This window comes from Vagococcus carniphilus (genome assembly GCF_014397115.1).
Lineage (GTDB): Bacteria > Bacillota > Bacilli > Lactobacillales > Vagococcaceae > Vagococcus > Vagococcus carniphilus.
The window spans coordinates 228,096-251,567 of sequence record NZ_CP060720.1 but is presented as its reverse complement, the minus strand read 5'-3'; the positions used below and the strand labels follow the sequence as shown (position 1 = coordinate 251,567).

Sequence of the window (23,472 nt, the reverse complement as noted above, 5' to 3'; positions counted from 1 at the left end):
TACTACTTACACAACTAAATATACACACCAAAGTAAAATTGACGAAAGGATATACACACTAAGAAAGACACCATTATTACTCAAGAACTTCCCTATTTACTTACTAGAGAACAAGCTTCTAAGTTTCTTGGAATCGATCCAAAGTCATTTGATAAATTTATTCGTGCCAACGATGATTTAGAACGCTTTATGATTGGAAGACAAGAACGTTACACTATTTCCTCTCTTTCAACTTTTGTCAAAACTCATTCTATTCAAAATTGTATGATGGTTGATAGTATGCTAATTTCCAGATACAATATTTATGTATTCAACTAGCATCTATCAACCATCTTTCACTGAAAGGAATTGATAGGAATGGTAAGTATCGTAAAAAGAGGAAGTACATACCGTGCTCAGATTTCACTATACAAACACGGAGAACACAAAAAATTAACAAAATCATTTACATCAAAAAAAGAAGCACAACGTTGGGCTTTAGAAAATGAATTAGAAAAAGGAAATGGTAAGCAATTGGCAGAGCGTAACACCACTTTTGCTGATTTTTTTGAAAACTGGATGTATGTTATAAAGAAAAATGATGTTAAAGAAACAACATTCCAAAATTATATAAGAACATCAAAAATAGTAAGAAATTTGTTTCAAGATATTCAGTTAAAAGATCTCAATGATATTGTGATTCAACGTAAAATTGATGAATATGCTAAGACACATTCAAAGAAAACAACTCATGAAGTTTTGTTGAAAATAAAAACTGCTTTAAGAGATGCTTATTTTAGAGGTTACTTAACAAATGATTTTGCTGGATTAGTCAAAACAAGAGGAAAAGAACTTCCTAAACGGAATAAAGCTTTATCTATTATGGACTTTAAAAAGCTTCGTACATACGTTTTAGAGCATTCTGACAGAGAGTTTAACTTACTGGTGTTAGTTGCATTAGAAACTGGGATGAGACGTGGAGAACTACTGGGAATTAGAAAAGAAGATTTATTTGAATACGGCATCAAAGTAAGACGATCAATTAGTCCGACTTCTACTGACACTTCACTAAAAACAAAAAATTCTAAACGTGATGTTTCAATTAATAAAGAAGTCTATGATTTACTTAATCAGTTAGTCGCTAAAGATAATGGCTATCTATTTGATCCTGACGGCTTTCAACAGTCGGCTAAACTCAGTAAACTTCTGAAAAAATTAGATATCGATAGAACCACTTTTCATGGTTTAAGAGATACTCATGCTTCATTCCTTTTTTCTCAAGAAATCGATATAGCTTATGTCTCTCAAAGACTTGGACACATTAATATTCAAACAACTCAAAACTATTATCTGCAATTAATGCCAGAAAAAAAGCACCAGCAAGATGCCGATGCTTTAAACCTTTTAAATTCTTTGTCCAGTTGATTTGAACCAACTTGAACCAAAAAACTCTTGTAAACGTTGATACAATAATGAATTGATTAACGTTTTGAGAATTGTGATGCTTTACGAGCTTTTTTAAGACCTGGTTCTTAATTCAGCTGTTTCACCATATGTAAATAGCTTTTAAAATAAGCAATACATTACTTTTTCTTTCATTCAGTTTCATTAAGTTTCAAAAAAACCGTACCACAAACGTACCACACAATAATTGGAGCATGTGCTTATTCATCATTTTATATCTGTAACTAATATATCATTCTTAGCCATTATAGTTTTTATTACTTCTAAGCCAATTTCTGATAAAAATTTATTTTTTGCATTTGAAAGAAAATTGCCTTCATCTACTTTATATAGATTTATTACCTCTGGAATTAAATAGAAAAAAACATATATAGGAATAATATATTCAACATCTTCACTATTCATCATATTGTTGATACTTGAATTTTTTTGAATAACTATTTTCAATTCTTTTCCGTCAGACACTTCATTCAGATAAAAACTCATTGTTCCAATTTCCATTTGCAAATCTATTTTTATAGAAGTAATAGGATATCCATTTGTTATGAATGCTTTAGTTATAATAAGTTCTGCAGTTTGAATACTTGTTCCTTCAAATTGATCTTCTTCACTAACAATTGTTCCAGTAAATCCATTTATATTATCTAAAACAATATCTTCATTTAAGTTTACTTCTTCTTTAATACTTTTATAAAATAACCAATGAAAGAGTTCAGAATCTGTTTGATGGATAGCTGAAAGCGGCTCAATTACATGCTCACCAATCAGTCTTTTTACTCTTCTTAAATCATAAAAATCTGACGAAAATACAATTGCATAAATATCATTGTCAGACTCAACAAAAATCACTTCAACACTTGATGTATTTAAGCGGTCTTCTTTAGGTAATAAAGTTCCTGTATTTTGATCAAAAACTCTTCTGGTACTAAACTCACAAAACGCTGTAACTTTTTGATATGCAAATTTTGTTTCTATACCTTCAAAAGTAATTTCTTCTATTTCAGATTTATTTGTCCACTTATAATAAAATGTTTTTTCTTCTTCTGATAAATCTTTTGGTAAATTTTTTATTGTTAATGATTCTTCATAAATTTTACTTAATAATTTTTCTTCAATGTGCTCCATTTTTGAAAAATCTTTATTTAGCTTTAAAAGTGTATGTCTTTGATTTTTTTGTAAATAATTCATTTTAATTACCTCGTTCCTTCTATCTTAAATTCTTCTATTTTAAATTTACAGTAGTCTTCCAAAAATATTAATCTTGATAATTTACAGCCAGTTATATCTAATTTTATTTTGAACTCTGCATCCGCTTTCAAAGTACGCAAAATATTTAATTCTATATCTATTGGATTATACTTTTTAGACGGGCTATACATTGTAAATATATCGCAATATATAGTTCCGTTACTTTTATCCATGCTATAAACATCATCTGTAGCTATGTACCCATCTGCTAACTCAATAGAGCACATTCTCGGATTTACTAATATAACTAATTTTGCCCTTAGTAATTTACAAATAATCCAAAGTTGAAGTCTATTAAATTTAGAATTAATTTTAATATTTACATACTCTGGCTCATCACTTGTTATATCTAAAGATGTAATTAGTCTACCTTTCTCGTTTATAAAACTCACTTTTATCATAGGTCTAAAAAAGTAGGTAACAATCTTTGAAAGTAAGTTAAAAATAACAAGAACTAATACATAGCCTATAGCTACAAATAAAGCAAAAATAAAAGCACTTAATTTCTCTTGTGTTTTCACTGATAATTTTAAAGCACTAAAAAAGGCCAATATATTAGTCATTACTTTGTCAGAAAAAAATAACGCTAATATACTGCCTATGAAAGTTGCTACTGCGTCTAATGATTTAGACTTTATCTTTTCACTCATTTTCTCAATTCTCCTGTAAATAAAAATGTTACTATTTTCATAAAAATAGAATTCTTATTTATATCAAGTGATGGAGAAACATATATAGCTCCAGTTGAACTTATTCTAATTTTATTATTCGATTCTTTTAAATCTATGTATTGAATTTTTTGACTATTTTCTTTCAAGAAATTAGAAATATCAATTATTGGATCTTTTTCCGTAAGCATGCTCTGAACATAGTCTTTTTCACTCATGGATTCTTCGCTGTTTTCTTTAAACGAAAAATCAATAAAATCTATGCCATCTATTTGAGAAACTACGAGTATCAAAGCCAGCATTTTATAATTAGTTACAACCAGAGGAGATACATATCCTATACTAAAATAATTACTTATTTTATCTTCATTCAATAAATACGTATCTGGGGTCACACCAATACACATAAACTGACCACTATCATCTTTCATAAAATTACTTTTACTCGAATGCAAAGATGCAAAACTCTTCTCATCAGAATAAAAAGAATCGTTTAATATTTGATAAGCTTTATAAGTTTTCACAATCTTCACCTCTTTCATTTTATATCAATCAACTCAATTATAAGTTATTATTCATAGAATTACTATTACTTTATAGAGTTAACTTATTACTTATATTTAATTTAACAAAATTAATATTATCTACTTTAAGTATTAGATTAAAATTTTTTCTTAATACTTAATAATTTTAAGCATCATATTTATAGATGACATTAAATCTTCATCTGAGAACGTATTTCTTTCATTCTCTGGGTGATGGATGATGTTTCTTATAAATGTTGGTAATGTATAGTTAATTATAGTTGTATTTCCAGTAAAACTCTCTTTTATATACTCAATATTTCTATTCAAGCCTTTATATTCAAGCCATTGATCCATTGCTGTTACTGATCCCAATATATTCTCTGCGGTTACTGCATGTTTTTGTAATCTGCCATACAATTTATTATGCTGGATTATAAAATTTTTATCATCAAAATAATTTATATCTTCTATTGTAACCCAACCACTTTCTATAAGATCATAACAAAACCAATTTAAATCATACTTTAAATTCGATTCATTTTCACAAAATAATCTTAAAATTATATATCTATCCATTTTTATAAGAATAAAGTCTTCCAATCCATCATAAAACTCATCTTTGTTCTTTTCATTATCATTTAAATACTTCCTTTTTATACTAATATAATCTTCATTTGCTTTGATATCATTTGCTAACCATGAATAAAAATTATCATTATATCTATTTTCCCAATCTTCCGAAAGGAATCTATCAGTAATTTTATCTAAATCAATATTCATTACTATGCTTTTTAATAATTCAAAAGTTAGTATACAGTCATGATTTTTGGACCAAATATTCAACTGATGATTAAACTTACTTTCTACTTCATTCAAAGAATATCCTAAATTATTAAGCCTAAATTTTACATCTATTAATTTTTCTGATATTGCTAATCCACCTTCATAATAATTATAATCATCATATTTTTTTTGAAACTCTTTACTTTCATATAACCAAGAATGAGCATTGTAAAAGTAATTTTTTCCCCAGTCAATACATAAATTATTAATACTTAGATTTATTATTGTTCCCATATCCAAAAATCTCCTTAAATCAAGTATAAACATTTAGTATTTAAATTAAATATAAATTCTTAATTCTTATTTTCTTTATCTAATTTAATTATTCCATTAATCAAGTTTAATACTTGTTCTTTATCATTTGCAATCGATATATCATATTGTATTTTTTTAAGATCATCATCCGAACTTTCAAAACTAAAAAATTCATCATAACTTACTCCTAAGCCACTGATAATCTTATCCAAAAGCTCTAATGAAATATTATTTTTTTGGCCCCTCTCAATTTTTCCTAAATAAGATAAATCTATTCCTGCCCTATTCGATAAAATTTCCTGAGTTATCTCTTTCTTTATGCGTAATTCCCTTATCCGCTTTGATACTTCATCATTTAACATTAGGTTCTCCTCACCTTATTCATTCTTCCTTTAAGCATATATTTTTTCTACTTATTTTTTTAGGTCTCAAAAACCTTTTAAAGATGTTAAAATAAGGAATATATTACCTATACATAACTAAAAGGAGGAAATTATGAAGAATAGAGATTTTTCAACTGTTCAATCATCTAAACAGATTGAAAAAAAAGTAATGAAGAAAGCAAAAAAACAATGGGTGGTAAAAGGATTATTATTTTCTACAATTTTAGGAAGTAGCCTACTTTTATCAAATGTTGAAACTTTTGCTCAAGAAATACAAAAAGAATGGAAACCTCGAACATCAGAACAAATTAAGGAAGAAATCAAAGGAAACGAATACATTATTAAATGGGGAGATACTCTTTCTGCCATCTCTGTCGCTACTGATATTTCAATTAATCGTCTTGCTGAAATTAATCAGATTACTAACATAGATTTAATTTATGCAGGTAACAAGTTAGTATTCGGAGGAGAGATAAACTCAAAAACTGGTGAAGATAATCGTGTAGTTGCAGTTCAAGATAGCAAGGGTAAAACATCAGTTGTTATCAATACTGATGAAAACAAACCTTTAGTGAACCAAAAAGAAACTAATAAAGCTAAAGAAACAGAAAACAACGGTGGGACGTATACACCACCTAAAACAGATAATAATGGGAGTAAACCTCTGCCAGAAGTTCCAACTGTTCCTAAGCCTAAACCAGAAGAACCTGTTCCACCTGTAAAACCAGTAGATCCAGTAAAACCAACTGATCCTGAGCCACCTGTCGATCCTGTTAATCCAGGAAAAACTGAGGCAGATAAAACTCAGTTAACTGCTTTATATAATTCAACGATTGATTATAAATCAACTGATTATGAAGAAAATTCATGGCTTCAATTCAAGAATACAAGAAATGAAGCTAAGACTGTCTTGGATAACAAAGAAGCGACTCAATCTGAAATAGATAATATGACTGTTAAATTACAAAGTGCCATTAATGGTCTTGTTCCTATCGCAACTCCTGAAATAGTTGATAAAACAAACTTGCTTAATCTCGTTGAAGAGGTAAAAGATTATCAAGAAAGTGATTATACGACTGAGAGTTGGTCTGTATTCTATGATAGTTTTGTTTCTGGAACGGATGTATTAGCTAATGAAAGTGCCACTCAAGAAGAAGTTGATAGTGCTTATAAAAACTTAAGTCAATCCATCTCTTCTTTAGAAAAAGTAAAAGAGGTTAATAAACAAGATTTAATTGTTTTATATGACTCTACTGCTTCTTTAAACCCTGATGACTATACTGAAAAATCTTATAATGACTTCATATTAGCGAAATCTGATGCTAAGTCTGTGATTGATAATCCTAATGCTACAGTCGATGATGTTAATAAAGCTCAACAGTCTTTACAACAAGCTATTGATTCATTAGAAAAAATCGTTGTAGTAGATAAAACTAAACTTATTGAATTATATGATTCTACTGCTTCTTTAAACCCTGATGACTATACAGAAAAATCTTATAATGACTTCATATTAGCAAAATCTGATGCTAAGTCTGTAATTGATAATCCTAAAGCTACAGATGATGAGGTTAATAAAGCTCAACAGTCTTTACAACAAGCTATTGATTCATTAGAAAAAGTAGTTATAGCGGATAAAACTAAACTTATTGAACTGTACGACTCTACTGCTTCTTTAAATCCTAACGACTATACAGAAGAGTCATGGAACAGTTTTATCATTGTGAAAGCTGATGCAAAATCGGTTATTGATAACCCTAATGCAACTCAAGAAGAAGCCGACTCTATTAATCAATTATTATTAGAAAAAGTAGAGAATCTTGAGAAAAAAGCAGAAGAAAGTGACTTTTCAAAATTAGCTGAAAAAACACCGACATACTCACTATCAATGACTGAAAAAATAGAAGCATCTATCAATGCTTTTAGGATACAAAATGGTGAAAAATCACTTCCTATAAGCCAACGTTCAAGGGAGTTATCAGATGCAGATGCAAAGCAGAATGTAAGTGATGACTACATGAACTGGTCAGCAGATCACAACGAAAACGCAATTGGAACAACATTTTCTATAATTGGCGCTACTAATGAAGATGAAGCAGTACAAAAAGCCATGACTAACTGGATCAACTCACAAGGACATCACGACGCAATGCTATGGGACGATAATGGAGACATTGGTGCATCTGTGTATGTTATGAAAACAACAAAAAATGGAACAGTTATTTATACTTTTGAATTCATTGCAACCATGTATCCTGACTGGATGTAAAATAAGGAGGAGGTCTAAAAAATATGTGGGCTTGTATTTTTACAGTGATAATTTTATGGGGAGCTACAACAGGTGTTAACATCATGTTTCCCCACTTTTCAAATTTAATAAGAGTTGCAATTTATATTTTAACGTCTATAATGTTATACTTTTTCGGAAATGAATTGGTGATTCTTCTGACGGTTATGCATAATATTATTTTCACTATCATTTTTGGTAAACGAACACTGTTGAATGGTATGCATACTATCGGAGAAAAAAATAGACAAAAACATAATGATAAAAATAATCAATAATTTCTTTTATTTTAACTAATACAATAAAAACTCGTAACAAATCTTCTAATGTTGATTTGCTACGAGTTTTTTATATTTTATATGGCTTTTTTTTCATTGCTCTTACTTGAATACTTTTTAATTTATTACATGTAGATTCATACACCTCTACCAACTCGTTACTTACTTCTTTTTCTACATTTAATTTTTCAAGACTCCATTTATATTCTTGCTCTGTATTTTTTAGTAATTTTTCTTTTTTCATCTGCTTATATTTTTCATTATTAGCAACATGCTCTTTTAACAATCTAACGTTATCCTCTACTGTAAATTCTCTTTCTTCAACACCTACTCCAAAAAAGGTTTCGATATTTCCTTCCATCAGATTTATTTCAAAATCCTCTTCAAAATACTTCATTTCTTTTTCTGAAAACAACGTATGTTTTCTTTCGACAATATCTTCTATTGTTGTTGTTAATTCATGAATCTTGTAACCCATGTTATAAATTGTGTCATCTACAAAAATTTTGTATATTTCTTCTAAAATAGCAAAAAGTTCATTCTTAATCCAGTTATTCACAATTTTATCTATTTTAATTAATGAGCATTTAAAATTACCATCATTGTCTATAAATAAATCATTAAAACTCCAAATAAACTCATGCTTATATTTCTTCCAAATGTAATCTAACGGTTTCTGATACTTTTCTAAATATAAATTCTCTTCACATGATGAGGCTAAAAAATCCATCATTTTTACATGATGTAAATAAGTTACAAAAGTTGCATCATATAAAAAAAGTTTTTCTAATAAGTTTAATTCTTTTTCAAATTGAGGATAATCATATTCTTTTTCAATATAAAAAAAACTTACTTTTTTTATATGAACACTACAAGCAAAACTATAAAAAATGAACTTTACTAATTCTTCCTGCTCTTCTTCAGTACCAAAAAAAACTTCCTCAACATCCATGTTCAATCCTTTTGCTATTTTTAATCCAACATTATTCGGCAAGAAATTTTTATATTTTATTTTTCTGTTTTCCTGTTTTTTCTTTTTTTCTTCTTCTGTCATGTTTTCATCACTTTTTGACAACTTTTCATCACTAACTTTTATAAGACGATTATTCTCAATAGCAGAAATGTATAAATTACTTCCAAAAATAATCTGCGATTGTTTAAGTCCTGCAACTTCTCTCTTCTCTTTTACTCTACTTGAAATTCTTTCTCTTAAATATTTATATACTTCTATTTTATCTTCCATTTTCTCACAACCTCCACTTATATGTATACATACCATTTTACTTCTTTTTACCCACCTAATCAACTGTTTTGGTATTCGTTTAAATCATATACTTAGCTCATCAGTTAAAGAGAGATGACCAACTCTTGACTGAAGATGACTATCGGTAAAAACACTGGTCATGTATTTATTGATAGTTAGAAAAATAGGAGGTATACAAAATGATTTTCTTCAAAAAGAAGAAAAAAACTGCTGTAAAAGAAATTGTTCAGTCTGGTAATTTTTCAGATGATACTGACATTCAAGGTTTTCATTGGTGTGAAATTAAATCAATTCAGCAAATACCTTTACCAGAAGATTATAAATCTTACAATTTCATACTAAAAGATGGAAAAATTGGAAGAATTGCTTCAATAACACAAGCAAAGAAATCTACTTCTATTCAATTTGATGTCATTCTTAACAATCCTAATAGTCAAAATGCAGAATTTAGAACATATTTTAATGACAATTTATTGTTATTAATTAAAGAGTTTTTATAAAAATAGAAATTCTTCTTGAAGAGCCATAGAAACGCTGTAACAGCGTTTCTCCTCTTTAAGTAATAACTTTTAGAAAGAGAGATCAAGTGATGAAAACAATCAAAAAAAATATTAAATATGCCTGTTCAGCTCAATATTTTGGATTAGATAAATTTACTGTTTCACTTCTATTTTCTACTCCTGTGCTGCTATTTCTATTAATTTTGAATTTAACATTTGGATTCAATAAACAAAGTCTATCTTTGATACTCATAATTCTTATGATAAATGGAGTTTTATTCATTAACAAAAAAAACAAAATTAATTTTCTGTGGAATTTAAAATTCTCTAAGTTTATTAAGAACAACAAATTAGGTGACTTTCAAACAATTGATGGAAAACAAATTTTCAAAAACTCAGCAACTATTTACTACTTTTTAGACAGTGATTCCTATCTTCATATTCAGATTTACACTAAAGGAAATCATTACACTAAGAAAGCTCAAAACCTCGATGCTGAATTAATGTCTCTTGTAAAAAAAGAGCTAACAAACAAATTAATCTTTGCTGAATACACTGAGTATATTTTCTATCTATCAAATAATAAACGCTATTCAATGAGTGAAGAATTACTCCATTTAAATTCTAATAGAGATGAATTATCTTTCAATCACTCTGTAAACTGGAATCTCTACAAGGAACCCCATTTATTAGTTGTAGGTGGTACAGGATCAGGGAAAACATTCTTCTTACAGGAGCTGATTTTAAAAGCCTATAAGAAAAAATGATAATTAACATTATTGACCCTAAGAAAGCAGATTTATATCAAATCGGAGTTAATTTTTTTAATGAAAATACTGCCGATTCAACTGAATCTATCATAGACCTATTAACTCGAAACATTCAAATCATGAATGAAAGATATGAGCTTATTAGAAATGGAATCGGGACAACTGCAAAAGATCATGAATTATCTCCGATTCTAATTTTTTTCGATGAAGTTTCTGCAGCTATCGCAAGTTGTAGTTCTAAAGATAAAAAATCCATTCACAGCCTTCTCGCTACTCTAATTTTAAAAGGTAGACAAGCAGGGATCTTCATCATTTTAGCAACACAACGTCCAGATACAGATGCAATCCCTGGAAACATAAGGGATCAACTGTCGGTGAAGATTGCCTTTGGTAATTTATCACAAGATGGATTGCGAATGACTTTTGGTTCATTAAATCAAGAACTAACTTCGATAGATAATACTGAAAAAGGACATGGATACATTCAATTTTCAAGTAACACAGGGAATCCTCAAAAATTTGTTTCAAGTTATTGGGAGACAAATTTTAATTATATAAAAGAATTAAAAAACGTCCAGAGCTCTGAAAGACGAGAAACGCTGAAGCTTAACTAATCAAATGGTTAGAAATGAAAGGAAAATTACTATGAAATACAAATTAAATTTAAATAACCTATTATCAACTGCAACAGAACCTACAACAAAATTCATTTATGAAAATGGAGAAAAAACTGAAAAGATTTCTGGCTATGCTTATCGCCTATTAGACTTAGAGTTTGGTGAACCAGTTATCGTTGTATTACCAAAATTAAAAGAAATTCCTGTCTCAACTTATGTCAATGTTGTGAATGCAATTGGTACTCCTTATAAGAATCAAAATGGAGCTGTTTTAATGAGTATCAAAGCTGATGATATTCGCAAAGCAAATTAGGTTGTCTCAGCTTTTGAATGATAGTTTGCTTGTCTTGATTATGTCTCTGACATAATCAAACAGACAAGCGAATCAAACTATCATCTCTCTTAAATTTTGTGTCAAAATACTCATTTCCCTTTAGCTACTTGGGCGGAGGGCTTGTTATCCGCCCAAATTATATTTGTGTCAGTGTCAGAATAAAATTCACTAATTAATCTTTTCTCGACTACTACAGACTTATAAAGCTTGCTCTTTAAAGGTTTTAACAAATTTATATGAAAAAAATTACAAATAGGAATTAGCACTTAAAAATGATAATTGGTTTTAACCTTTTCTTCTCTGTGCTAAGAAAAAATACTGGAGGATTACACTATGTCTACAAAACGAAAAAGAGAACGTAATATGATGTACGTTCAGAAATTTAAATATTTACCTTTTGAAAATCTTGAGGAAGTAATTAAATGTATAGAAACTAAGATTAAGCCAACTGAGTTTGCGGCAATCATCCATGATAAGGATGAAAAAGATGACGGTTCCCTAAAAGATGAACATATACATGTCATGCTTCATTTTGAAAATGCTCGTAGTATAGAAAATATTGCAAAGTTGCTTAAAGATAAGCCACAATCTATCCAAAAATGGGATAAAAAATTAGAAACTGGCTACTCATATTTAATTCACGAAACCGAAAACTCAAAACATCAGCATCAATACGATCCAAAAGAAGTAACTGCCAACTTTAATTACTTAAAACGTATAGAAAAAATTAGAAAATCAATTGAAAATAACAATTCAAAAAAGAAAAAAGAAAAAATCAAAATCGATGAACTTTTAGATCTCTTATTAAAAGGAAAGATTAGTAAAGATAAATTAGAAGCATCACTAAATGGATCAGAATTGGCTAAATATCATAGACAGATTGAAGTTGTCGACAAAAAAAGAGAACAGAGACGATCCGACAGATGGATAAAAGCAAGGGAAACTGAAGGGGCACAAAGTAAAACGATATGGGTATTTGGATCTGCGGGAACTGGCAAAACTCAATTAGCTAAAAAAAGAGCTGAAAAAGAAAGTGGTTCTTATTATATTGGTGGTTCAAGTAATGATCCCTTTCAAAATTATATTGATGAAAACATTGTCATTCTTGATGAGTTAAGACCAAACGATTTTGAATACAGTGATTTACTACGAATGTTTGACCCACACAATTTTAGAATTTGTGCACCTTCGCGATACCAGAATAAAAATTTAACAGTTCATACATTCATTGTCACTACACCATATAGTCCAAAAGATTTTTTCAAAAAAATCATCAAAATTAAAGGTAAAAATTTTGATTCAGAAATTGATACCTTCTTTCAATTAGCAAGAAGATTGGATGAAGTGATTCATATTACGCAAAAAGAAAATCGAAAATTAACTTATGATAAAAAATTAGATGATTTTATTTAAATCAATAGAAAGGAACTGATTGGAATGAATGAAGTAATAATAAATGATTTTTTGGAAATGTTAAGCATAAAAATTAGTAAAAAGCTCATAGAACAATCTTCTATAGCAGATAGCCATTATTTTACTAAAACAGAAAATAGATATATGAATAAAACAGAAACTTGTAAGTACGTTAATGTTAGTAATAACACATTAAACAAATGGATTCAAAATGGATTTCCTGAGATAGTGTGTGGTGGTATCACTCGTTATTCAAAAGATGAAATTGACCTATGGATGAAGCAACATTTGAAAAAATAAATAAAAGACGATATTATAAGGAGCATAGCACATGCTCCTTTTTAAAGGAGATAATTTTATGTCAATTACACAATTAAAAAGCGGAAGTTTTCGGGCAGAAGTATACTGTCCAAAAGAATTTAGAAAAGAATTTGGATTAACTGGAGAACGTTTTAGAGGAACACGTATTACAGAAAAGGAAGCTAAAGATTTAGAAGAATTATTTAATTCATATATTAAATTCGCAAAATCTGGGCATATTATTCCTATAGAGAAAAAGAATAAACAAGAATCCCAATCTAATGACTTTCTATTCAAAGATTTTTACAAACATTATTGGTTAAGTGAGTACAAAAATGGTCGTACTGCAAAATGTTCTAACAGAGTTCCTACAAGAGCTACCGTATTACAAACTGAGAACATTTTCAAATGTCAGATTTTACCAATTTTTGGAGACTACACAATTTCTTATCTTAATGAGAATAAACAATTAGTAGTAAGAAAATTAAATGAAATTGCCGAAGAATACGCTAATATCAAAACTGTAAAATCTTATTTTAATCAAATTTTTGATTTGGCAGAATTTGAGGAAGTAATTGAAGTTAATAAAATAGAGAAAGCTTTACGAAGAGTAACAGATGTAAAAAAACAAAAAATAAAAGCTCAGAAAAACTTTAAAGAGGAAGCTCTTTCCGTTGATGAATTAAATGAATGGATACAAGCCTTTGAATCAGAATTAATTAATGGTTCGCTGATTTTTATGGACTATCTTTTATTTCATCTCACTTTAAAAACTGGTATTCGAAAAAGTGAAGCCTATGCTTTCCAATGGAAACATGTTGATTTCAAAAACAATTTTTTGTATTTAGTACAAAGTTTGGATAAAGAAGGAAACATAAAAAATACTAAAGGAAATAAAAAAAGTAAAATCCCACTACCATCTGAGTTATCTGATCTTCTTTTAAAATGGAAAAATTCTCAATTAATTGAGTTAAAAAATATGGGTATTACATTTAATGATGAACAATTTATTTTTACGTATACAAATGATGATGGAAAAGTAAATTCAAAAGTTCATATTGATTATTTAAACTACCGTTTAAATACTATGAAACGAAAATATCCTAATTTAGCAAAACTTAATCCTCATAAATTAAGACATACTTTTGCAACTTTAGCTTGTGAAGGTGGAGCAAATATAGATACTATTCAAAAAGCTTTAACTCATAGTGACACTGCAACTACAAGTGTTTATATCAATACTAATATGTATAAGGTTGATCCTACAGCATACGAAAGTTTTGAGAAAAGAATGAAAGAAACAGAATGATTCAATATATTGTTCGTACCAATTCTCGTACCACGAAATAAATAAGAACAAAAAAAGACACCTTCCAAACAAATGAAAGATGTCTTGAAACGTTGATATATAAGCAATATTAACGCTTAGAGAATTGTGATGCTTTACGAGCTTTTTTAAGACCTGGTTTTTTACGTTCAACCATACGAGCGTCACGAGTTAACAATCCTGCACGTTTAAGAGCTGGACGGAAATACCTATTTGACAGTCTTTTTAAGGTGTTAGAAACTTGCTCAATATTTTAGAGAATTCATAAAAAAAGTAAATAATTAACAATTAAATCAATAAATGGTGGCAATTTGGTGGCAACTTTTATGTTATTTAATGCGAGCTAGTTCAATATTTATAACATATTAATCTTACTCAGATAACGTCATCTTATTTTTCTTCAAAAACGTTTAGATTGATATCTTATCTACACTACTCTCCACCTACTTCATTCTTTAATTAAATTCAAACCTATTATCATCTTCACCAATTATTTTTCTTGAAAGTTGCTCATATTTCCAATTATTTTCTTCAAAACAAAATGATGCAATATACGGTTTAAAAAAATTATCTCCACTCAATTTATTTTTATTTATCCCACTATCATCAGAAAAATCATCTAAAATTTGATTTACTTCATAATCTTGTTCTAAATCTTTGCTTTGACTTACAATTAATTTTACTCGTGTATCTTCAAGATATTTTTGTTTCAAATAACAAGTTAGTTTATATACAAATTTAGAGCTCCCATTAGTTTCATTAGAAGGCGCTTCATCTGAATCAAACATAGCAACTACATCTAATCCAAAAAATTTAAACAATTCAATATAGAATGGAAAATGGATTTTTCCATTTGAAAAATAAAAATTTTGATAATCTAAATCATTTAGTGGGACTTTTTGGAGAATTAACTTTTCAGTTAAACCTTCAACAATGATTACTTTCCTATATAACAAGGTTTGATAAAATTCAAAAGATTCTATGATTGTATTTAAGTATAACTCTAATACCTTACCTTCTGATATAAAAATACCTTCATGATGTTCATTTAGTTCACCACGATTTAGCAAATTTATTTTTTTAAACATATCAGCATGCTTGATAGTGTGTCCATTCTTAATTACATCATTCTCTATATTATCGCGTATATTAGTATATAATTTTTTTATATCTTCCATTGTTCGATTCGTAACCTTGTAATCTATATTTCCTTCATTTAAAGAAATTGAACAAACAAATAATTCGTCAATCCTCACTGAGGATAATTCCAGAAATCTAGCACTATGTGTTGCAATAAAAATTTGGATGTTTGCTTTATTAAATGAATCCAGTAAATCTACAATATACTTTAAATTGGTTTCATCTAAAAAATTTTCAGGTTCATCAAATATAACAATTTCAATTGAATTTAAATTCATAGTCAACAACACATCTAAAATTCTTTTTAATTTTGTTATACCAGAAGAATTACTTTTTAAAATAATATTTGATTGAATATCTCTAATTTTTTTTATAATAGAAAGACTGTTTTCATTTATTACCTCAGTATTCGGTAATTCAGCTGTTTCTTGCCCTCGTGATTGTTCATTAGAATATACATAGATATTATTATCAATCTGCACTTTATTTCTACTTTTTAAAAAAGAATATTCACCAATCTCATCAAAAAATAAAGTTGTATCTTCATTCCGTTCAAAAACTTCTTTTAGGGTATGAGTTTTCCCTGAAGAATTGGGACCAATTAAATAATTTCTTCTTTGATTTAAAATCTCTAATTTGTCAGCAATAGTTTCCATAAACTAACCTCTTACCTTACTTAATATCGCATAACAATATTTCTGCATTAACATATTTATTTCATTACTTGTTAGTTGAACATCTTTATTTTCATAAATATCCTTTAAATTCTTTATATCTTCAGAAGGACCATCAAAGTTTCTAGGCGAAATTTCATAAATTAATTCTAACTTTTCCATCAATAACTTTAACTCTTGTGAAGTATCACATTGCCAAAAATTAATTTTATATTCAAAGGCTATATCTTGGTAATTTTCATAAGTGTAATCACCTAATTTTTGATTAGGTAATGCCTTGTCTAAGTAATTAAAGTCTACTGCTAATTGCCAAGCAAACATCATATCAGAAATAATATGAGAAGTTCTATCTTTTAGATTATATGGTTCTATTTCCAACATAACTTCTCTAGGTAATTTATTAAATTCACCTTCCCAAAAAACAATGATATCTTCCAATTCATCAATTAGTAACCCTCTTTGACTTTCTCTTTTTGGAATTAGAGTTGTTCCTGTATATAAATATTCTTCCCTTAATATAGGTATTATTTTTTTATCAAACACAATTAAACCTGCATTAGTATCATCATTATAATTAGACGGGTTTAAATCTCTAATTTTCATATCATCAAGATTTACTACCTTAATATCAATTTCTTTTTCGTTATTTTGAATTTCAATATTTTCAAAATCTAATACTATTGTTCCCCTACAGCTAGTTGATGTGTAATCCCTAAATGCATTTCTTCCATCCCCATCTATATTAACTATATCTAAATATCCTCCTAAAATTGCTTTTGAAGAAGGTATAACACCTTCATAGTCTTCAATATTTAGTAACTTGTCCTTGAATCGTAGCTCAAATTCTAATGCTATTTTACTTTCTTTTATTACATGTGGAGTCATTTCAAATGGGATTTCATCCGCTAAGGCTTCTTTATTAATCAGTAAATATTTACTAGATATAGTTTCATTTGTTTTTTCTTGTTTAGAGTATTTAAATAATGGTAGTTCTTCAAATCCATTATGATTTTCAATGTATTGATTCACATGAACATCGTTAGTGATACTCTTTTCCCAAATCATATTGTTATTAACAAGTATTGGATTCATTTCATATAAATCTTTGTGATTATAGTTTCTTTGAGTAATCACATTAAATGCTTTTTCCTTTTCTTCCTTTAAAGTATATAACGAAACACCAGTCAAATTATTAACAAGCCATGTAGAGTCAACCTCGACTTTCTCATCAACCACTACTATTTTAGAATAAAAATCGATTTTTTCATCTTTAGAAATATAATTTCCTATTTCAATTATCGCTGGAATATAATTCCCTTCAATCTGTTCAATATAATATGAAACTATTAGATTAACTAAATCTTCTTTATTTTTGATTCCCTTTAACCTACCAAACAAGAAGCATACCTCCCATTTCTATATTAAACTTATTATATCACTGTAAAGATAAATGATATATGATACTTAGTGCATGAACAGCCACATGACTATTAGCCTTTCTGATATAGAATGTATCTTCATTGATATTATAATGATTATCTACACAATCATCTTTAGTTTTCGTTTTGACTATAAATTTAATAGCACCAGAATAAAATTTATGTATGTATTCAATTGGAGTTAATATTTCATTTTTTGTTCTTCTGTATACGTCAAACTCGTTGCTTATTTGAGTAATATCAATTAATTTGTTAATCGAGAATAACTCCATTTCAATTCCATTCACTTCTAAATCCTCTGCTAATAATTGTAATTCTCCAAACGTAATTTTTTCTTCATTGCACATGCAACAACACCTTCCTATAATTTATTTGTATTTACTGCTTATTTTTAATCAATTAAACTTTTTTACTTTTCAAAAACACTCCTCAGACAAAATGTTATGGATAATTCCCCACAAGATTTTCTAACTTGCACGAGAAAGTGGTTTTTTAAAATTTAAGTGCCTTTAGCCCTTTAAAATTAAATAAAATAATAATTTAGTCAACAATAAAAATACGTTGATTTTATTGGTTATTTTCAGTGTGATTTTTTAAGTCACTTTTTTTATTTTTTGAGAGATAATTTTCTAAGCCTAATATTTATTATAGTCATCTTTCATAATGGATATTTTAGAAATAATCTTAGAAATCAATAATTTTATACTGACACCTATTCCAAATAATAAATTATGATAAATTCAGAACATAATATGATTCTTAGTTAGCTTTCTTATTTAGATGAAGCAACGACTCTCGTTGCTATTACTGACTATTATTAGAAATCTATCTTATAGACAGATGTTTATGGAATTGTTTAAAACTATAATTACTACCAGTTGTTATACTTAAAAAAGTTAAGTTCTTCAAATCCCCCCTAAAGAAGAATATATATATAATTCTTCTTTGGGGGCGATTTCAACAAGGTCAATTATTAAACCTATTTTAGATTACTTTTTAATGAATTACACAAATTCATAAATTCATGTCTAAGAACTAAATTAAACTTTCTTATTACCTAATTATTTCTAACATAAACAATACTTTGTCTCACTATATCTTCAGAAATATTATACATCTCTCTATTTTCCTTATTCACATTAATAAGTAATAAATCATAGGTATTACAGATATTCATTCGACATTGCTTAATTAAATCTCCAGCATCTAGTTTAGTCTTTTTCTTTAAATACCTAGTAATATAAAATATAATTTCCTTTTCAGAAACATAATTTTGTTTTTCTATCTTAGTCAACATGTACTTCGCTATTTTTTGCTCAGTATCTTTTAGGTTCTTTGATAATAAATCTTCATCAACATTAATCTTCTGAGAAATCACTGTAGTTTCTCTTTGATTAAAAATTTTATTCGCTTTTTCTAAACCTATGATTCTACTAATTCCTTCAAAATTTAAAGAGCTAAGAGTAAAATTATTATCATATAAATCTGTTGATATTTTCTCTGAATTATTTAAATCTACATTTTTTATCTCTAAGAAATTAGTATGATGGCGTTGTTTTTTAGCTATTTTATCAGTAAAGGTCTCTGTATAACATGTATATAAATACGTTGGAATATTAGCTTGCTCTAACTTTTCAATATTTTCAGTGATAGCCAACTTATTAATCACTCGTTGAATTCTTTTACTATCATACTTAGTCTTCAATAAACGATTTATTTCACTTGCAATATTTTTACTAGTCAAGCACAGTAAGTGCCTAATTTCTCCTGTTTCAAAATCTTCATAAATATAGTCCGTCATCATATCTAATAAAGATATGGCGATTAATAAATCATTCCCTATAAATTTAGAAAACTTAGGGTACTCTGTATCGAATTTCTTATCTTTTAGAACTCTTCTCAAATAATTAATATCATCAATTTGTTCTGATGCTTTACAATTTCTATCCAGCTTACTATTAGTTAAATACATGATTAAATCAATCGCATGATAATGAGCTTTAGCCCCTGATTCATTGATTAACATAGCGATAACTCGAATAATATCTAGATTAGCAAACGTACTTGTATTAAAGCGATGATAAATTTGAGTCCCATCACTCCACTGAATGACACTAGCACTTGGTTTATCGTCCTTTTCTAAAATATCAGTAAAGGGTTCTCCATCAGGTAATTCTAGAAATTCTCTTATATCTATTGATTGTCGAAGAACGACTCTAGCGTTAGTGTAGCTTGGAAAGACTCTTGAGATTTCTTTATCAAATTTTTTCATGATTATTTCTCTAGCTGCTTCGTTGGATTCTATAGTATTTTCTTTAATTAATTCCCAAACTCTTTTTCGATTAATGATTTCAGTACTATTCTGAGCTACTACTTTAGATATTTTATTTAGAGTTGTAACTTTAGCAGATTTTAACAATACAATATCGCTTGTAAATTCACTTGTGGTTAACACATTACTAAAGTTTATTTTCGTAAAACCACTTGTTGTTCCAAAAAACAATCGATTCGGATTAGAACATTTTTTATCAGCTGTTGGAAACATTCTAAATAGTTTTTTATAGATATTTTCAATTAGTAAATAATCATCTTCTGATTTATCTAATACAAAAACTACTCTAAATTTGTCATATTCACTCTCTTTATCTGAAAAGGTTCTATACATAAAACTAGCATGACTTTGAATAAACAAATGATTTCTAATTGATTCAAAACTAGTTACTCCATGTCTCTCAATGTCTTTAATCGAGTTATCAAAATCTAACATAATGACTTGTTGTTGCTCAAAATTAATTAAATGAATTCGTTCTTCAAAATTCTCGGTTTTGTTAAATGTAGCTAACATACACGTATTGCCATTAATTGCTAATGAATTCGCAAATGCTGGTATACTTATTTCTTCAATTTGTTGAAACATTGTATTTTGAATATTTCCTATTTCATAACCTACTGGTTTCTCAATTCTTCCTTTCTTTTCAATACATACTTTTATTTTCAGAAACTTACACTCCTTCTAATTCACTTAATTTTTGTTTTTCTCATAATAATAATATAACACACACCAACTTTTTTATAAACATATTTATACTACTTTTTTTATTTTTTTGACTATTATTGACAACTTGATGAACACGTGTCGTTTCTTGTATTCAAATTAACCTATTTTAAAAACTACCTCTAAAAACAATAATTTTCGTTGATTTAACAGTATATATTCTGTATTCACTGTAATAAATAAAATAAAAAAACTTTCTCAAACAAATTATTATGGAGAATCACCCATAACATTTTCTAACTTGTTTCTTATAGGGGTTTTTGTAATAAAATAACAAACAATCCTTTATAAATTAATCAATTGATTAATTTAGTCAACAAGAAAATAACCAGTAAATTCAATGATTTTTTAATACGATTTTCAAGTTACTTTTTATAATTTTTGAGAGGTAAACATTCTACCTTCAGGTAATTATTCCTAAGTGAGTAAATTCCATTGTTCTACTAAACCACTGATTAACTATTTTCTAGTTAGATAAAGTAACGATTCTCGTTACTATTACTGACTATTGTTAGGAATTTATCTTATGAACAGATATTTATGGAATTGTTTAAAACTATAATTACTACCAGTTGTTATACTTAAAAAAGTTAAGTTCTTCAAATCGCCCCCAAAGAAGAATTATATATATATTCTTCTTTAGGGGTGATTTCAACAAGGTCAATTATTAAACCTATTTTAGATTACTTTTTAATGAATTACACAAATCCATAAATTCATGTCTAGTAATTCATATTAGTTACTGTATGTCATTATACAAGGATAGCTATCATTCTCAGTTCTTCAATTTATCAGATAAAATAAAAAGAGACATGATTCAATCATATCTCTACTTCTATTTTTCTAATCTTACTACTTAACAACAATCTTCAATATTCCCAAATCTGCATTTTCATATTCACGATACGTTCCTGTATTATCATTAGTTAACGGTGAAATAAAAAGATAATCTGTTTCTTCTATAACCTCACCTTTTTCATTGACGATACTAGCTTTAGAATTGTTAGATAACGAAGATAAGCCATTTTCATTGAATGGAACAATATTATCTGCAAATGGTTCTTTTATAACCTCTCCTGTATTCACATTTATCAGACCGAACTGTCCCTCTGTTTCTAATTGATATGGAGCGACACCGTTACTATTTGGTTTTAGAATTTGTTGAGCGAAAGGTTCTCTAATAATTCTTCCATCCTTAGAAATAATGCCTTGTTTCATTGGCAAGTAATCAGTATTTGAAGGAGTTGTATCATTTGGTTTCAATCCTTCACTTTTATCAAAATAAATCAAGTTGTCAGCCATTCCTATTTCACCTAGTGTTCCATCAGTGAATTCTTGTAAACTACTATTATAGAATCTAACGATTTCAATATGACTTGGAAAATTAAAACTTGTATCTGTATCTAAATCGTAAAACGTCCAAATACTTGGGTCATCTACAAGCCCTGTCGTGAATTGTTGCATAACCATCTGATTTTTATCATTTAGATTAGAAGCTGTCATTAATTTAGTCGTTTCAATTTTCTTGAACTCTAGTTGACCATTATCATCTGTTACATTTCTAAGCCCTGCATCATAAATATTAACAAATGAGTCACCATATCTATTATCAGAATCTTTAATAACAGTAAAGTAACCATTTTGATTAATATCACTAACAGATGAACCAGTTTCTGTTTTATAGTTGCTTTCATGAAAGTCATTCGCTTTTAAATGAGCATAAGCTTGGTTTTGATTGTTAACAAATTCCGTTTGAGCAAATACATTATATTCATTAGCTACCTGAGTCATTAATCTTCTTCCATTTGTTTGACTTTCAGTCATTCCAATACTTATCGCATCTAGATATCCTTCACGATTAAAATAGGTCGCATAAATCGCATCTTCTTCATTCAAAGTAACGGCTGTTCCACTAATATGATTTTGTCTGTCGTGTGTTGTAGCTAATGATTCTTTAGCACTAGGAAAAGAATAAGTAGTTTCTAGCATATTTAACTCTCCATCAAATACATCTATATCATCAGCTCTATCTGCAACTAGTAGCCCATTTTGATAAAAAACTCTATCATAAGTAAAATCTGTAGTTTTAGAAATAATACTTTGTTTCTCTTCAACCTTAACTTCTTCACCAACTGGTTCACTTAACTTTCCTTCAGTCGTTTTCCCTTCTTTTTCCAACTCTGAAATACTCACTTCTTTGGGTTTTATTTCTTTGGCATTTATTTCTTTTTCACTTTTAGAAAAAGCGTAAACACTCCCACCAAGTAAGATTGTAGCAATACAACCACTAATAATCATTTGTTTCTTAGTCCATTTAATTTTCATTTTCACACACTACTTTCTCTTTATTAAATAAGTAATAACTGATAAAACAACCACGGCTAAAATAACCATTCCAATATTTTTTATTATTAGGTCAAGTATAAAAATGGTAAGTGATATTCCTGCAATGATTAAGATGACCCACAGAATACATCCACAGCCTTTTTCCTCTTCATCAGGCACTTCAATAATTTCTTGAAACATCCTTCCTGTTTTATAAGCCATATTACTGCTCCTCTCTTAGATAGTATCAGTAAAATACCAACGATTATTAAGGTACACAAAAATAGCCTCATTCATCAACTCTATTTGTTGATAAATCAGACTTTTGTCGTTGTTATTTTTTTATTTATTTAATCCGTAAAAATCGTTGGATACTTACATA

At 28.1% G+C, this 23,472-nt stretch carries 23 protein-coding genes and 1 pseudogene; 11 read left to right on the top strand and 13 right to left on the bottom strand.

Features of this window, described 5'->3' with window-relative positions; genetic code table 11:
- Positions 1-72: 72 nt before the first annotated feature.
- Together H9L18_RS15355 and H9L18_RS01390 are read left to right on the top strand one after the other, a co-directional pair.
- A pseudogene (locus tag H9L18_RS15355) lies at positions 73-255 on the top strand (DNA-binding protein); the annotation flags it as partial.
- A gap of 102 nt (positions 256-357) precedes the next feature.
- Positions 358-1,404: a site-specific integrase gene (locus H9L18_RS01390; protein ID WP_126795909.1), complete on the top strand. Its 1,047-nt coding sequence runs from the start codon at positions 358-360 to the stop codon at positions 1,402-1,404.
- Between the two features lie 246 nt (positions 1,405-1,650).
- Here H9L18_RS01390 and H9L18_RS01385 read toward each other — a convergent pair whose 3' ends face one another.
- The 5 genes from H9L18_RS01385 to H9L18_RS01365 form a co-directional block, all read right to left on the bottom strand.
- Positions 1,651-2,631 carry a hypothetical protein gene (locus tag H9L18_RS01385; protein WP_126795911.1) on the bottom strand — a complete coding sequence of 327 codons (981 nt, stop codon included), beginning with the start codon at positions 2,629-2,631 and terminating at the stop codon, positions 1,651-1,653.
- Between the two features lie 5 nt (positions 2,632-2,636).
- Positions 2,637-3,341: a hypothetical protein gene (locus H9L18_RS01380; protein ID WP_126795913.1), complete on the bottom strand. Its 705-nt coding sequence runs from the start codon at positions 3,339-3,341 to the stop codon at positions 2,637-2,639.
- Entirely contained in the window at positions 3,338-3,883 is a 546-nt protein-coding gene (locus H9L18_RS01375; RefSeq protein ID WP_126795915.1) for a hypothetical protein, read from the bottom strand. Before H9L18_RS01375 ends, H9L18_RS01380 begins: the two co-directional genes overlap by 4 nt.
- A 150-nt stretch (positions 3,884-4,033) precedes the next feature.
- Positions 4,034-4,963 carry a HEPN/Toprim-associated domain-containing protein gene (locus H9L18_RS01370; RefSeq protein ID WP_126795917.1) on the bottom strand — a complete coding sequence of 310 codons (930 nt, stop codon included), beginning with the start codon at positions 4,961-4,963 and terminating at the stop codon, positions 4,034-4,036.
- A 59-nt stretch (positions 4,964-5,022) separates the two neighbouring features.
- Complete coding sequence (locus tag H9L18_RS01365; RefSeq protein ID WP_126795919.1) at positions 5,023-5,346, bottom strand: helix-turn-helix domain-containing protein; 324 nt, start codon at positions 5,344-5,346, stop codon at positions 5,023-5,025.
- A gap of 133 nt (positions 5,347-5,479) precedes the next feature.
- On the opposite strand from H9L18_RS01365, the gene H9L18_RS15345 reads away from it, so the two are divergent.
- Together H9L18_RS15345 and H9L18_RS01355 are read left to right on the top strand one after the other, a co-directional pair.
- Entirely contained in the window at positions 5,480-7,636 is a 2,157-nt protein-coding gene (locus H9L18_RS15345; protein ID WP_126795921.1) for a LysM peptidoglycan-binding domain-containing protein, read from the top strand.
- Between the two features lie 23 nt (positions 7,637-7,659).
- Positions 7,660-7,932 (top strand): hypothetical protein, encoded by a 273-nt coding sequence (locus H9L18_RS01355; protein WP_126795923.1) that lies wholly within the window; start codon positions 7,660-7,662, stop codon positions 7,930-7,932.
- Positions 7,933-8,002: 70 nt separating this feature from the next.
- Here the strand turns inward: H9L18_RS01355 and H9L18_RS01350 are convergent, their stop codons facing one another.
- Complete coding sequence (locus H9L18_RS01350) at positions 8,003-9,175, bottom strand: hypothetical protein (RefSeq protein WP_126795925.1); 1,173 nt, start codon at positions 9,173-9,175, stop codon at positions 8,003-8,005.
- Between the two features lie 200 nt (positions 9,176-9,375).
- Between H9L18_RS01350 and H9L18_RS01345 the strand changes: the two genes are divergently transcribed.
- The 7 genes from H9L18_RS01345 to H9L18_RS01315 all read left to right on the top strand — a co-directional run bounded on the left by H9L18_RS01345 (position 9,376) and on the right by H9L18_RS01315 (position 14,439).
- Positions 9,376-9,696, top strand: coding sequence for a hypothetical protein (locus H9L18_RS01345; protein ID WP_126795927.1), 321 nt, complete (start codon positions 9,376-9,378; stop codon positions 9,694-9,696).
- Positions 9,697-9,785: 89 nt separating this feature from the next.
- A complete protein-coding gene (locus H9L18_RS01340) occupies positions 9,786-10,463 on the top strand; it encodes an FtsK/SpoIIIE domain-containing protein (protein WP_126795929.1) in 678 nt (225 codons plus the stop codon).
- Positions 10,460-11,080 (top strand): AAA family ATPase, encoded by a 621-nt coding sequence (locus H9L18_RS01335; RefSeq protein ID WP_126795931.1) that lies wholly within the window; start codon positions 10,460-10,462, stop codon positions 11,078-11,080. The genes H9L18_RS01340 and H9L18_RS01335 overlap by 4 nt, the downstream gene beginning before the upstream one ends.
- A gap of 31 nt (positions 11,081-11,111) precedes the next feature.
- Positions 11,112-11,396: a hypothetical protein gene (locus tag H9L18_RS01330; RefSeq protein WP_126795933.1), complete on the top strand. Its 285-nt coding sequence runs from the start codon at positions 11,112-11,114 to the stop codon at positions 11,394-11,396.
- 354 nt (positions 11,397-11,750) lie between these two features.
- Positions 11,751-12,830 (top strand): Rep family protein, encoded by a 1,080-nt coding sequence (locus tag H9L18_RS01325; protein ID WP_126795935.1) that lies wholly within the window; start codon positions 11,751-11,753, stop codon positions 12,828-12,830.
- Between the two features lie 24 nt (positions 12,831-12,854).
- Complete coding sequence (locus H9L18_RS01320; protein ID WP_126795937.1) at positions 12,855-13,130, top strand: helix-turn-helix transcriptional regulator; 276 nt, start codon at positions 12,855-12,857, stop codon at positions 13,128-13,130.
- A gap of 58 nt (positions 13,131-13,188) precedes the next feature.
- Entirely contained in the window at positions 13,189-14,439 is a 1,251-nt protein-coding gene (locus H9L18_RS01315) for a tyrosine-type recombinase/integrase (RefSeq protein WP_185847530.1), read from the top strand.
- Positions 14,440-14,548: 109 nt separating this feature from the next.
- Here the strand turns inward: H9L18_RS01315 and rpsI are convergent, their stop codons facing one another.
- The 7 genes from rpsI to H9L18_RS01280 all read right to left on the bottom strand — a co-directional run bounded on the left by rpsI (position 14,549) and on the right by H9L18_RS01280 (position 23,312).
- A complete protein-coding gene (gene rpsI, locus H9L18_RS01310) occupies positions 14,549-14,707 on the bottom strand; it encodes a 30S ribosomal protein S9 (protein WP_376716250.1) in 159 nt (52 codons plus the stop codon).
- A 205-nt stretch (positions 14,708-14,912) separates the two neighbouring features.
- Positions 14,913-16,253 carry an AAA family ATPase gene (locus H9L18_RS01305; RefSeq protein WP_126795941.1) on the bottom strand — a complete coding sequence of 447 codons (1,341 nt, stop codon included), beginning with the start codon at positions 16,251-16,253 and terminating at the stop codon, positions 14,913-14,915.
- A 3-nt stretch (positions 16,254-16,256) separates the two neighbouring features.
- Positions 16,257-17,669 carry a hypothetical protein gene (locus H9L18_RS01300; protein WP_126795943.1) on the bottom strand — a complete coding sequence of 471 codons (1,413 nt, stop codon included), beginning with the start codon at positions 17,667-17,669 and terminating at the stop codon, positions 16,257-16,259.
- 37 nt (positions 17,670-17,706) lie between these two features.
- Positions 17,707-18,057 (bottom strand): hypothetical protein, encoded by a 351-nt coding sequence (locus H9L18_RS01295; protein WP_126795945.1) that lies wholly within the window; start codon positions 18,055-18,057, stop codon positions 17,707-17,709.
- A gap of 710 nt (positions 18,058-18,767) precedes the next feature.
- On the bottom strand, positions 18,768-20,627 hold the full coding sequence (locus H9L18_RS01290) for a hypothetical protein (RefSeq protein WP_246433300.1): 1,860 nt from the start codon (positions 20,625-20,627) through the stop codon (positions 18,768-18,770).
- A gap of 990 nt (positions 20,628-21,617) precedes the next feature.
- Positions 21,618-23,090, bottom strand: coding sequence for a hypothetical protein (locus tag H9L18_RS01285; protein WP_126795949.1), 1,473 nt, complete (start codon positions 23,088-23,090; stop codon positions 21,618-21,620).
- Between the two features lie 9 nt (positions 23,091-23,099).
- Positions 23,100-23,312: a preprotein translocase, SecE subunit domain protein gene (locus H9L18_RS01280; protein ID WP_126795951.1), complete on the bottom strand. Its 213-nt coding sequence runs from the start codon at positions 23,310-23,312 to the stop codon at positions 23,100-23,102.
- Positions 23,313-23,472 lie beyond the last annotated feature (160 nt).